This is a genomic window from Enterococcus sp. CR-Ec1, from assembly GCF_002850555.1.
GTDB classification, from domain to species: Bacteria; Bacillota; Bacilli; order Lactobacillales; family Enterococcaceae; genus Enterococcus_D; species Enterococcus_D entomosocium.
The window spans coordinates 153,160-166,808 of the sequence record NZ_CP025223.1 but is presented as its reverse complement, the minus strand read 5'-3'; the positions used below and the strand labels follow the sequence as shown (position 1 = coordinate 166,808).

At 46.3% G+C, this 13,649-nt stretch carries 9 protein-coding genes; 2 read left to right on the top strand and 7 right to left on the bottom strand.

What is annotated here, in order from left to right; all coding sequences use genetic code 11:
- Positions 1-154 precede the first annotated feature (154 nt).
- Positions 155-1,435 carry a PTS sugar transporter subunit IIC gene (locus CXM95_RS00790; protein WP_005232725.1) on the bottom strand — a complete coding sequence of 427 codons (1,281 nt, stop codon included), beginning with the start codon at positions 1,433-1,435 and terminating at the stop codon, positions 155-157.
- A 246-nt stretch (positions 1,436-1,681) separates the two neighbouring features.
- A complete protein-coding gene (locus CXM95_RS00780; protein ID WP_371875328.1) occupies positions 1,682-3,070 on the bottom strand; it encodes a glycoside hydrolase family 1 protein in 1,389 nt (462 codons plus the stop codon).
- A gap of 159 nt (positions 3,071-3,229) precedes the next feature.
- On the opposite strand from CXM95_RS00780, the gene celB reads away from it, so the two are divergent.
- Together celB and CXM95_RS00770 are read left to right on the top strand one after the other, a co-directional pair.
- Positions 3,230-4,501 (top strand): PTS cellobiose transporter subunit IIC, encoded by a 1,272-nt coding sequence (gene celB, locus CXM95_RS00775; RefSeq protein ID WP_005226670.1) that lies wholly within the window; start codon positions 3,230-3,232, stop codon positions 4,499-4,501.
- Between the two features lie 108 nt (positions 4,502-4,609).
- On the top strand, positions 4,610-5,326 hold the full coding sequence (locus CXM95_RS00770) for a GntR family transcriptional regulator (RefSeq protein WP_005226669.1): 717 nt from the start codon (positions 4,610-4,612) through the stop codon (positions 5,324-5,326).
- Positions 5,327-5,399: 73 nt separating this feature from the next.
- On the opposite strand, the gene CXM95_RS00765 is transcribed toward CXM95_RS00770, so the two are convergent.
- The 5 genes from CXM95_RS00765 to CXM95_RS00745 form a co-directional block, all read right to left on the bottom strand.
- Complete coding sequence (locus tag CXM95_RS00765; protein WP_101698748.1) at positions 5,400-7,862, bottom strand: heavy metal translocating P-type ATPase; 2,463 nt, start codon at positions 7,860-7,862, stop codon at positions 5,400-5,402.
- A 262-nt stretch (positions 7,863-8,124) separates the two neighbouring features.
- The gene (locus tag CXM95_RS00760; protein WP_101698747.1) at positions 8,125-9,561 is read right to left on the bottom strand and encodes a glycoside hydrolase family 1 protein; all 1,437 of its coding nucleotides are present in this window, start codon (positions 9,559-9,561) and stop codon (positions 8,125-8,127) included.
- Between the two features lie 167 nt (positions 9,562-9,728).
- Complete coding sequence (locus CXM95_RS00755) at positions 9,729-11,495, bottom strand: ABC transporter ATP-binding protein (RefSeq protein ID WP_016611591.1); 1,767 nt, start codon at positions 11,493-11,495, stop codon at positions 9,729-9,731.
- Positions 11,461-13,203 (bottom strand): ABC transporter ATP-binding protein, encoded by a 1,743-nt coding sequence (locus CXM95_RS00750; RefSeq protein WP_101698746.1) that lies wholly within the window; start codon positions 13,201-13,203, stop codon positions 11,461-11,463. The genes CXM95_RS00755 and CXM95_RS00750 overlap by 35 nt, the downstream gene beginning before the upstream one ends.
- Positions 13,200-13,640 (bottom strand): MarR family winged helix-turn-helix transcriptional regulator, encoded by a 441-nt coding sequence (locus CXM95_RS00745; RefSeq protein ID WP_016611594.1) that lies wholly within the window; start codon positions 13,638-13,640, stop codon positions 13,200-13,202. Before CXM95_RS00745 ends, CXM95_RS00750 begins: the two co-directional genes overlap by 4 nt.
- Positions 13,641-13,649: the final 9 nt, after the last annotated feature.

The window sequence follows — 13,649 nt, the reverse complement described above, 5'->3', positions numbered from 1 at the left end:
TGAAAAACGAGAAAAGAACCGGCCAAACGAAAAGAGTGTCATCACACCACTGCACCTTCCAATGAAGCAGTGTGATAAGGGGTATTGCACTCTGATCGCGGCCGGATAAGGTCTATTACGTTTGGCGCTTGTTTCTAATCAACTCGATCAGACATTACGCATTTTTTAAACGGCGTGTTTCTTGAATTTGCGCCATTTTCACGAACGGCAAGTAGATAACGATCGACAAGATCAAGTTAACAGCTGCCAAGATTCCGCCAGCAATACTTTGTGTCGACAAAATACCGCCGATGATTGGTGGCGTCGTCCATGGTGCGATGACGGTACTTGCAGGAACTAAGCCAGTTGCAGTTGCAAAATAAGCAGTCGTGACTAAAACAAGTGGTGTCAACACATATGGGATGAACAAGATTGGGTTCAAGACAACGGGTAACCCAAACATCACTGGTTCATTGATCATGAACACACCTGGTGCAACGGATAGTTTTGCGACAGTCATATACGCTTTATGATGACGAGCAACTAAAAAGATCGCAATCAGAAGACCTAGTGTCGCGCCTGTTCCGCCAATGTTCACGAAAGAATCAAAGAATGGTTTGTTGACGATATAAGGCAAATCTGTTCCTGCTTCTAATGCTCGTGCGTTTGCTTCGATCGCTGGCACATTGATCGTTTGCATGAACGGGTCGATGATGTTGGCACCATGCAAACCAAAGAACCATAAGAATGCAGAGATAAAACCTAATAGCAAAGCAGCTGGGTAAGAGTTTGCCAAGCCCATGAATGGTTGTTGCACCAATTCATAGAAGGACAATACGATACTTGTCACACCAAATGCTTGGAAAATTGCTGTAAACAAAGCAAAGATCGATACGGTGATCATTGCTGGGAATAACGCAGCAAATGAACGTGATACTGCTGGTGGTACTCCATCAGGCATGTTGATGACTAAGCGTGGGTTGCCAGCTAGACGACGGAAGATCTCAGTAGAAATGATCGATACGATTAATGCTAAAAATAATCCTTGAGAACCAAGTCCGGCAGCTGTTAACAAACCATCTGGGCCTGTCGCCATTGCACCTAATGCGAAGAAACTTGCAACTGAGATCGCCCCAGCACCTAATGCGTCTTGATTGTAGCTTTTAGCTAAATTATACGCTACTGTGAAAGCGATTAACAGACCAAGTATTGAAAAAGTACCTGCTGACAAGTTGTTCCCAAAGGCTTGCCATGTCCCTTCACCAAAAATGCCATTCATAAAATCAATATAGGCAGGAATTGGTAAGTTGTTGATCAATACCCCAAAAGAGCCTAAGATCATCAACGGCATCGTTACGATAAATCCGTCACGAATGGCCACTAGATGTCTTTGAGAGCCTATTTTAGAAGCGATCGGAATAAAGTGCTTCTCCATAAATCCAATAAATTTATCCATTGTTTTTTCTCCTTTCAAACCCTAAACAAAATAATGAAACCGATTTCTACTAAAGAATACCACGAGAACGTTTCCATGTCTAGTCTTTTCTTTATCAAAACTGTGCTTTTGTTTAACCCAGCTTATCATTTGCAAAAACAGGTGGTTTTTTAATAGAGAATTCCCTTCGGAACAAGACAGAAAAATCCGCGATTTTACACAAAAAAAGCAATGCTGATCCCTACAGCATTGCTTTTTTCATTGTTATTAAAAGCCGTTATTATCTGAAACTTCTTTAAACCAACGACCTGATTTTTTCACTGTTCGTTTAGCATCATTTGCTAAGTCAACGGAGATAAATCCGTAGCGGTTCTTGTAAGCATTGGTCCAGGACCAGTTGTCCATGCAGGTCCACATATGGTAGCCAACACAATTGGTTCCTTCTTGGATCGCTTGGTGGACATACTTTAAGTGGTCAGAGACAAACTCGATGCGGTAATCATCTTCGATCACGCCATCAGCATTGACGAAACGTTCTTCTCCTTCGACACCCATGCCATTTTCAGAAATGTAGCACTTGATATTGCCATAGTTTTCTCGCGTGTTTGTCAAAATATCATAGATCCCTTTTTCATAGATTTCCCATCCACGATACGGGTTCATTTTCTTGTTCGGCATATCATAGTTATCAAAGTAATCATCTGGCATTGGACTTTTCGCTTGATCGATCGGTGATTCTTTCTTCATGATACGACGAGGTTGGTAATAATTGATCCCCAACAAGTCGATCGTATTTTCGCGAATTGTTTGTAAATCATCAGCTTCCATCGCTGGTACCATATCTAATTCCTTGACGATGGTCACTAATTCTTCTGGGAACGTGCCTTTGACCGCAGGGTCTAAGAAAGAGCGATTAAAGAAGGCATCTGCGATTTGCGCTGCTTTGACATCCTCTGGATCGTTCTCATCTCTTGGATAGCTTGGCGTCAAATTCAAAATAATGCCGATCTCCCCACCAAGGTTCATCTCATGGTAGACTTTGATGGCTTTAGCACTCGCCAACGTTTCGTGGAACCCAACTTGGACTGCATGTTTCATGTTGATCTCATTCGGATAATGGAATTGGTAAAGATAGCCGCCTTCAACAGGGACGATCGGTTCATTATGAGTGAACCATTTCTTGACACGATCACCAAATAACGTAAAGCAGGTTTGCGCAAACGCGACATAGGCATCCACGGTCTCTCGGTTCAACCAGCCGCCTTTTTCTTGCAGCGCCATTGGCATATCGAAGTGGTATAAATTCATGAAAGGTTCGATCCCGTTGGCGATCAACTCATCAATGTAGGCATTGTAAAAATCAACGGCTTTTTGATTGACTTCTCCTTTGCCTTGCGGGAAGAGACGACTCCATTGGATCGACGTCCGAAACGTCGTATGGCCGGTTTCTTTCATGAGTTGAATATCTTCTTGATAGCGTGTGTAGACTTGCGAGGTTTTTTCAGGACCTACCCCATTGAAAAATTTCTCTGGTTCTTGCTGATACCAGTAATCCCAGATGCTTGCCCCTTTGCCATCGCCTTCAAATACACCTTCTGTTTGTGGGCCACTAGCGGCTGACCCCCACCAAAAGCCTGCTGGAAATTGATAATCCATCTTCATTCACTCCTCATTTTTTCTTTGCTGCCCTAATCATAAAGGAAGCAGTTACGAAAATCAATCTTTTTTAAAATAAATGTATAGACATTTAAAATAAAACATGATACATTATCAATGTAATCGATTGCAAAAAGAAATTTAAGGAGTGAACTAATAATGAATGGTTTTATGGACAAGTTATCTGAAAAGATTTTGCCCTTGGCGAATGCCTTAGGACAAAATCGCTATCTGACCGTCTTGCGGGACGCATTTATGCTTTCGTTCCCAATCACTATGTTTGGATCGATCGTGGTCGTTTTAAACAACCTGCCCTTCTTCAGTGATGCCACTAAAGGAACATTAGGAACGCTGTTTGGCAATGGGCAAAATGCAACAATGAGTATCATGACTGTTTTCGTTACTTTCGGTATCGGCTATTATTTATCAAAATCATATGATGTGGAAGGGATTTTTGGCGGCGCCGTTTCTTTTGCCAGCTTTTTGATCTTAACTCCTTTCTTTATGACTACTGAATCTGGCGAAACGATCTCCGGCGTGCTGTCTCTTGATCGTCTTGGCGCAAAAGGGATGTTTATCGGGATGATCGCAGCATTTTTAGCAGCTGAAATCTATTGCCGCATCACAAAACGCGGCTGGCAGATCAAAATGCCTGATGGGGTGCCACCAGCAGTTTCTAAATCTTTTGCCGCTTTGATTCCAGCAATTATCACCTTAACGGTATTTTTAGTGATCAATGCCATCATGACGGGTGTCTTCAATGCCAACTTGCATGACTTGGTTTATGAATTGATCCAAAAACCATTGACTGGACTAGGCAGCAGCTTGCCAGCAACTCTATTGGCTTTGTTCTTTGTCCAATTCCTTTGGTTCTTCGGTCTACATGGTCAAATCATCGTCAACTCTGTGATGGACCCGATTTGGAATACATTAATGTTAGACAACTTAGAAGCGTATCAAAATGGGGATGCACTGCCGCATATCGTCACAAAACCATTTATGGAAACCTTCACCGTTGGATTAGGCGGTTCTGGTATGACGTTAGCCGTTGTTATCTTGATGGCTTTTGTATTGAAGAAAAAACAATACCGCGATGTTGGTCGTTTGGCTTTAGCACCAGGGATCTTTAACGTCAACGAACCAGCAATCTTCGGTATGCCGATCGTCTTGAATGCGACGATCCTGATTCCTTGGGTCGTGGCACCTCTTGTGGTAACGACCTTCAACTACTTAGTGATGGCGGCTGGACTTGTTCCTGCACCAACTGGTGTTTCTGTTCCTTGGACCGTTCCAGTGGTATTCAGTGGTGTCTTAGCAACCAACTCTTGGTTAGGTGGTTTGCTGCAAGTCATTGACGTGGTGATCGTCGGCTTAATCTGGTATCCATTCTTACGTGTTTTAGATCGTCAAGCAGAACCATCGATCGATTAAGCGCAACGGCTGGCTGAATTTTTTCAGTCAGCCGTTCTTTTTATAAAAAAACCAAGGTTTGATTGTCGAAACCGCTTTTTTCAGCTATACTTCTTGCGAGGTGATCAGATGCCAAAATACCAAGAAATTGCCAATATTTTACGCACACGTATCAAAAACAAAACGTATCCGCCTGACAGCTTACTGCCGAATCAAACTGATTTAGTCGAAGAATTCGGAGTCAGCCGGATGACCGTCAAAAAAGCCATCGGTATTTTAGCCATGGAAGGACTGGTTTATTCTCAGCGGGGCGCTGGAACAAAAATATTGAACCACCCATTCTTAAAAAAAGACACCACTGCTTTAACGGTCTATGAAGGCTTGTCAACAGAAATGGGCAAAGCTGGCCGCAAGCTAGTCAGTCAGGTCATCGATTTTCAAGTCGAATTTCCTGACCAAACGATCCAAGAAAAGTTGATGTTGACGGAAGAACAGCCGATCTATAGTATTGTCCGCTTGCGGATTCTTGAAGACCAGCCGTTTATTTTAGAATATACCTATATGCCGGTCCATTTGGTGCCCAATTTAACTCGTGGCCATTTAGAAAGTTCTATCTATCGTTATGTCAAAGAGGAACTAGGGGTCCAGTTTGCTGGGGCCTACCGCACCATCGCCGCTGATAAAAGTACCGCGTACGATCAACAGTATTTGGACTGTAAAGCCGATGATCCGGTCTTAGAGATTGAACAGATCGTCTATCAGAAAAATGGCTCACCCATCGAATTTTCCCGTAGTCGCAACCGGTATGACGTGCGGGCCTACTCTTATTTAGATGTCCAGCACTAAAAAGACCTATCCACGGTTTTCTTCCATCAGAAACCGTGGGCAGGTCTTTTTGTTGTTGCATTCGTTGCTTCGTTTATTTTTTTGCTGAGGGTTGGAATCGTTTCAGCCGCAAGGCATTTAATAAAACGGATACCGAGCTGAAGCTCATGGCCGCCCCGGCGATCATTGGATTGAGCAAGGGGCCGCCGAAAAGATGCAACACACCCATTGCGACAGGAATGCCTAAGACGTTATAAGCAAAAGCCCAGAAAAGATTTTCTTTGATGTTTTTGATGGTTGCCCGACTTAACTCGATCGCTGATGGGACGTCCATCAGATCGCTGCGCATCAGTACGATGTCTGCCGATTCGATGGCGACATCGGTACCAGAGCCGATCGCGATCCCTACATCAGCTTGGGCTAACGCCGGCGCATCATTGATCCCGTCACCTACCATCGCAACCTTTTGGCCTTTGGCTTGCAGGCCGGCTACTTTGGCGGCTTTATCTTCTGGCAAGACGTCACTGATTACTTCATCGATACCGACTTGTTTGGCGATGGCTTGGGCTGTCCGAGCATTGTCGCCAGTGATCATTGCTACGTACAAGCCCATTTGATGCAACCGTTCAATAGCTTTTCGACTGCTTTCTTTGATAGTATCTGCCACAGCGATGATCCCGATCGCTTCGCCGTCTTTGGCAACATACATCGGTGTTTTCCCTTCGTGAGCCAATTGTTGGGCTTGCTCGATCAGGCCATCGATGGCAACGTTTTGTTTTTCCAGCCATTTCTGGTTGCCTAATAGGACTGGACTGCCAGCAATCGTGCCTTGAATCCCATGCCCCGGAATCGCTTCAAACCCGTCAACTTCTTGCAGGGCGAGGGCTTGCGTGCGGGCTTCGATCACAATGGCTTCGCCTAATGGATGTTCTGAGCCTTTTTCAACAGAAGCCGCCAGCTGCAGCAATTCCGTCGGCGTGTGGTTGCCGGCAGGCAGGAGATCGGTTACGACTGGTTTGCCTTCTGTGATCGTGCCGGTTTTATCAAAGACGATCGTCGTCACGTTTCTAGCTGTTTCTAACGCATCGCCGCTTTTGATCAAGACGCCATTTTCTGCCCCTTTGCCCGCACCCACCATGATGGCGGTCGGTGTCGCTAATCCTAAGGCACACGGACAAGCAATCACTAATACAGAGATCGTAATGGTCAATGAGAAGATCCAGGTTTCTTGTCCTAAGAAAAACCAGGCAAGTCCTGCAAAAACCGCCAAGACCATGACAATCGGGACAAACACACCCGAAACTTTATCTGCCATGCGGGCAATTGGCGCTTTGGAGCCTTGGGCATTTTCTACTAACTGAATGATTTGCGCTAACGTTGAATCTTCTCCCACATTGGTGGCTTCGTATTGAAACGAGCCATTTTTGTTGATACTAGCGCCGATCACCCGATCACCGACTTGTTTTTCGATAGGTAAGCTTTCTCCGGTGATCATTGATTCATCGATGGCAGAGCGTCCTTGGGTAACGATCCCATCCACAGGAATCTTTTCACCAGGTCGTACGACTAAGATATCGCCGGCTGCGACTTCTTCAATACCCACTTCGACTTCTTCGGCTTGATGCCCGCTGCCGCGAAGCACGCGGGCTTTTTTCGGTGCGAGATCCAACAACTTCTTGATGGCTTCGGAGGTTTTGCCCTTTGAGACCGACTCAAGGTATTTTCCTAAGGTCACTAATGCCAAAATAACGGCGGCCGTTTCATAGTACAAGTGCATCGCATAGTGGGTCGTGCCCAGGTAGACCATCACGGTCCCATAAATACTATAAAAGAAGGCAGCACTGGTTCCCAATGCGACGAGGGAATCCATGTTAGGATGGCCTTTCCAAAGCGCTTTGAAACCAGCAATGTAAAAGGCGCGACCGAGGACCATCACCGGTAAGACTAAAATCAATTGAGTGGTAACGAAATTGACTGGATAGGCCATTGGATCTAAAAAGCCAGGGATCGGCAAACCGATCATTTCCCCCATCGTCAAATAGAACAAGGGGATCGTAAAGAGCGCCGAAAGCCAAAACCGTTGCCATAAAGCACGAACCTCTGCCTGTTTTGAATCCGCCTTGTCGGCAGAAGCGGTCGGCAGCTGTGCGTCATAGCCCGCCTCTTTCACGGCAGCTGCGATCTTCGCGGCGGACACTTGGTCTTGTTGATAGCTGACCGTCAGTTTTTCTGTCGCCAGATTGACGGAGGCTTGCTCCACACCCGCTAATTTTTGGACAGCTTTTTCTACTGTTTGGGCACAAGACGCACAGGTCATGCCCGAGATGGCAAAGGTCTCTTGTCTTTGAGAGCCGATCAGTTGATAGCCCGCTGCTTTGATGGCCTCAGCGAGTGTTTCTTCGGTGAGCTGCTGCTCATCATAACGAATATGTAATTTTTCAGTAGCCAAATTGACAGCTGCTTGGTCGACCCCCGCCAGCTTGCTGACTGTTTTTTCGACTGTCTGGGAACAAGACGCACAGGTCATCCCTTTTACCCCATAATTCTTTTCGATCATTGTTTCCTTCCTCCTTGCTTGCTATGCAAACCCATTCACCTTTTATGTTTACAGTTGTAATCTCCTTCTACTTTACAATTGTCGTTTACACTTGTCAACGATAACACTCAAAAAAAGGACGTTCTCCTTTGAAGCGGCCCAAAAAGCGAGACTTTTGGTCTACCTTTGGGCGGTCGCTACAGGTGGAACGTACTTTTTTCTAAGAAACGATCACTGCCGTTGCAGGGGTCGTTTCGCTTATTCAGGTATTGGCTTTAGGAGGCTAGCACTCTTGCCCGTTGGTTTTGATCAGCTCTTGATACCAGTAGAAGCTGTCTTTCTTGTAGCGTGCCAGTGACCCTTCTTGGGTTTCATCTTGGTCGACGTAGACAAAGCCATAGCGTTTTTGGTAGCCGTTCAACCAGCTTAGCAAATCAGTGAAGGACCAGGTGCAATAGCCAAGAACTTCCGCGCCGTCGCTGATCGCTTCTTTGATGGCATGGACATGCCCTGCTAAATAATCGATGCGGTATTGGTCATGGATTTGGTGATCGTCTGTTAGTTTATCGTATTCACCAAGTCCGTTTTCCGTAATGATCACAGGCACCCGATAACGGCTAGTGATTCGGCGTAAAGCGATCCGCAGCCCTTGAGGATCGATCTCCCAATCCCAATTCGTCCGTTCCACAAATGGATTTTCAGCTTTTTTGAACATTCCTGGTGTCCCGGTTTCTTCGGAGCTACCTTTTTTTCCAGTGGTGTTCATTTTACCGGCACCGACACCATCTAATGGATTGTAGGCATTCGTTGCTGTTTGGTAATAGTTGATCCCTAAGAAATCTGGTTTTGCTGAACGCAGCAAGTCCATGTCTCCTGGTTCGATCGTAGGCGCGATCCCTTGCTCGTTCAAGTAATTCATTGCGGCAATCGGGTATTCGCCCCAAAGATAGACATCTAACCAATAGTGCGCCATCAAGTCTTCGGCATTTTCAGCTGCCAAAATATTTTTCGGGTCGCTGTTGATTGGGTAGTTTGGTGAATAGGCGAAACTTGGTCCGATTTTCCCTGGGATTTTCATCTCATGGAACTTGTTGATCACCGACGCATTTGCCAAATTAGCGATATGATTGACTTCATACATCCGTTTAGGATCGGTCACTCCTGGTGGATGGGCAGCTAAAAGATAGCCTAAAGAAGTAAAGATATTTTGTTCATTCAAGCTGACCCAATAGTGAACTTTGCCGCGAAAGGCTTCAAATAATACGGCCGCATAGTTGGTGAAATCTTCAATGATATTGCGAGATTCCCAGCCGCCATATTCTTCTTGCAACGTACGTGGCAGATCCCAATGGTACAAGGTCACCATTGGTTCGATCCCTGCTTTAATCAGCTCATCGATCAATGCTAAATAAAAGTCTAACCCTGCTTGATTGACTTCTCCTCGTCCTTCTGGAAAAATCCGTGTCCATGCAATGGAAAAACGATAGGTTTTCAATCCTTGTTCTTTCATCAAGGCAACATCTTCTTTGAAGCGGTGGTAATGGTCGACCGCGACATCTCCGTTCGTTGCTTTAAAGGTTTTGCCTGGAATGCGGACAAAATCGTCCCAAACTGAAGCGCCTTTGCCGTCTTCTTGCCATGCGCCCTCTACTTGATAGGCTGCTGATGCTGAACCCCATAAGAAATCGTTGGGGAATTCTTTTAGTTGTTTATGATCCAATTGTTTCCCTTCTTTCTGTTTGATGATACCCCTTTCTTAAGTATACCGATAATTGCCTGATTTGTCATAAGAAGATTTTTTACCTGTGCCAAGAAAGCCGATGGCACGCAAAAAACATCCGTGCAAGCAGTGGGTTACTCCTTGTACGGATGCGGACTAGCTATGGATCATGCGTCAAATTGTGCCTGATAGAGTGAGGCATAACGCCCCTCTTTGGCTACTAACTCTTCGTGGGTCCCTTGCTCTACGATATTGCCCTGTTCCACCACGAGGATCGTGTCGGCATGTCGAATCGTGGACAAGCGATGGGCGATCACAAAGGAGGTTTTGCCTTTCATCAATTTGGTCATCGCTGCTTGGATCAGCAGCTCCGTTTGCGTGTCGACATTTGATGTGGCTTCATCAAGAATCAGCAGATCGGCATCTAACAGCATTGCTCGCGCAATCGTCAATAGTTGTTTTTGCCCTTGTGAAATACCGGTCCCGTCTTCAGAAATCAAAGTATCATAGCCTTTTGGCAGGCTCATAATAAAGTCATGGATATGGGCGGCTTGTGCAGCAGCTTGGACTTCTGCCATCGTCGCATTCGCCTTGCCGTAGGCCAAATTTTCAAAAATCGTTCCCGTGAACAGCCACGTGTCTTGCAGCACCATCGCATAGCTTTGCCGTAAGCTGCGGCGTGTCGCTTGGCGGATATTTTTGCCGTCTAACCGAATCGCTCCTTGGTCAGGGTCATAAAACCGCATCAAGAGGTTCACGATGGTGGTTTTCCCGGCTCCGGTTGGTCCGACGATCGCGACCAAGCTGCCAGCTGGTACTTGCAGCGAAAGGTCTTTGATGATGGGCTGCTGTGCTTGATAGCCGAAGGTCACATGGTCAAAGGCGACCTCACCAGACACCTCGTGGTATTCGTAGGCTCCAGGAACATCAGAAACTTCCGGTTCTTCATCCAGCAAACGGAAGATCCGTTCTGCCGCCGCCAATGCCGATTGCAAATCGCTGAAGATGTTGGCTAACTCATTGATTGGTCCTGAGAATTTTCTGGAGTAAAGAACAAAGGAAGAAACATTCCCTAATGTCAGATGACCGAACAAAAACAGCAAGGCGCCAAACATACTGATCAAGGACAATGACAGATTGTTGATAAAGTTGATGGAAGGACCAGTCATACTGCCGTAGTACTCGGCATTGTAATAGGCATCCACCGCTTCTTGGTTTTTTTCGTCAAAACGGCTGATGATCGCTTCTTCTTGGTTATACAGCTTGATCGTTTGCTGACCAGAAATAATCTCTTCCACAAAGCCGTTCAGTTCGCCTAATTTGCGAGAACGACGGCGAAACAATGGTTGAAATTTGCTCATCAAAAAGCGGGTCAAAAAGATCGAAGCGGGAACCGTTACGACAAAAATCAGCACCAGCAGCGGCGAAATCAAAACCATCATCACAAACGAACCAATGATCGTCACAAGACTGCTGAGGACTTGAATGGCATCGCTGGCCAATGACGTATTGATGGTATCGACGTCATAACTGATGCGGCTGATGATATCCCCAGTGGCGACCCGGTCAAAATACCCCACCGGCAGTTCGGTGATTTTATCAAAAATCGCCTTACGCATCGCTGCCACCACCCGCTGACTCAAGCGGATCATCATGAGCGAAATCAGATAACTAAGAAGGGAAGACGCAAGATAAAACAGGAGCATCAGCCCACAATAAAAGAAGACTCGTTCAAAAATGACCTTGCCGGGACCCGGTTGAATAGCATCAATGGCGTACCCGGAAAGCAACGGGCCCACCAAGGCGAAGATGTTGCTGACCATCATTAAAATAGCGGCTGCCAACAGGAGTCCTTTGTACTCGTAGAGATAGCCCCACAAACGCCGGAGTGTTTTCTTGCTATCCTTGGGTTTTTCCGTTTTTTTCTTCGGCATCGTCGGCACCTCCTGTCTGACCTTGATAAATGGCTTGGTAGATCGCATTTTCTGCTAGTAATTCTTGGTGACTGCCAAAACCGTTCATTTGACCATTTTCCAGTACCAAAATTTTGTCGGCATGCTGGATCGAGCTGATCCGCTGCGCGATCAAGACCGTCGTCGTCTGTTGAAACTGCTGTTTCAGGACCTTGCGCAACTGAGCGTCGGTTCGATAATCCAGCGCACTGGCAGAATCATCCAAAATCAAAATCTCTGGACCCCCCGCCAATGCCCGCGATAACAAGACCCGCTGCTTTTGACCGCCGCTTAAATTGCTGCCTTTGGCATGCAGTGGATGAGCTAAGCGCTTGGGCAGTTGATTGATAAACTCCTTGGCTTGGGCGCGAGCCGCCGCTTCTTCGATCTGCTCTTTGGAAAACCGCCGGCCAAAGGCGATATTTTCTTCAATCGTTTCCGCAAAAAGCACGTCTTTTTGTAAGACGACACCGAATAACTGATGCAACTCCGTCGGATCAATGGAGCGAATGTCGCGACCAGCGATGCGGATCATACCCTTCGTTGGGTCATAGAGCCGCAGCAGTAATTTGACGATCGTTGATTTTCCGCTACCAGTCGCACCGATGATCCCTAAGGTTTCTCCCGGCTGCAAGGAGAAATCGATGTCTTTCAGCACCCGGGTACCGTTAGGATAAGTGAAGGAAACTTTTTCAAAAACGATATGCGCCGACTCTTCTTTGACAGGTGCCTCAATGACTTGCATATTTTGCGGGAGGCGCAAGACGGATTGGATCCGATCGGCAGAAGCCAGCCCCTTCGACACGATTACAAAGATGCGAGTGATACTGAGCATGGCATTCAAAATGATCGTAAAATAGGTCAAAAAGGCAATGATGACCCCTGGTTGGGTCAACCCTTGATTGACGCGAAAGGCACTGACGACGATCACCAATGTCAACCCGATATTCAAAAAGAGGTCCATCAGAGGTGGTGTCGCAGCCATGGTTCGATTAGCAGTGGTTTCCGCAGCTACTACGTCTTGATTGACGTGGTCAAAGCGCTTTTTCTCGTAATCTGCTTTAGACAAGGCCTTGATCACCCGAGCCCCAGTTACATTTTCTCGGACAGTCCGCACCAACACATCCACTTGCTTTTGCAATGAGGCAAACAAGGGGATCCCCCGTTTTGAGATCGTGACTGCCGCCACTAAAGTGAAGGGCAAGACGCCTACTAAAACCAGTGTCAAAACGGGATCTAATGTAGCAGTGATCATGATTCCCCCTAATAACAGAATCGGGGCACGAATCCCCATCCGCTGGATCATCCCTACCGTTTGATGGATGTTGTAAGTGTCTGTCGTCAAGCGAGACACCAAGGAAGGAATCCCGACTTCTTCGACTTGCGGAATCGACAGATAGGAAACTTTTTCAAATAAATCATGGCGAATACTACCGGTGGTATCGCGAGCAACACTAGAGGCCATCCGATTGGCGATGATATTGGTGACAACTGCGATGATGGAGCAGACCACCATCGCCCCGCCCCAAGCAAAAATCGCTGATACTTGCTTCGTGGGAATCACAGAATCAATGATATACGCCAAAATCCAAGGCAATAGCAAGTCCATCAATGACCCGAAGAATTTGATGCTGACGCCAAGGGAAATGCGGCCGATATAGGGTTTTAAATATTGAGTCAAAAGATTCATTCCATCGCCTCAACTTTCGCTAAAAGCCGTTGGGAATTTTCTTTGACGATTTCCAGATCAGCGATCAACTGCTGCTGTTGGGCAGCAGAAAAACCTGCTACGACTTGTTCATTCCAGCTTTGAAGCAGCTGTTGGATCTTTGGTTGGACAACAAGTGCTTTTTCGGTTGGATAAACCAGTAATTGTCGTTTGTCGGTGGGACTGCTGGTTCTAGTGACAAATCCTCGTTCTTCTAAGATCGCTAGTTGACGGGCAACATTGCTTTTATTAACAAAAATCTTCTTGGCTAAGGCTTCTTGACTGATCCCCGGTTGACGGCAAATGTTTAAGATATAGGTATGATGCATCCCACCTAAACCAAATTTTTTCAGTTCTTTTTCCCGATAAAGGGTGGCGAGACGGGCAATATGATTGATTGAGCGGATAATGGCTTCCATGAGCACTCC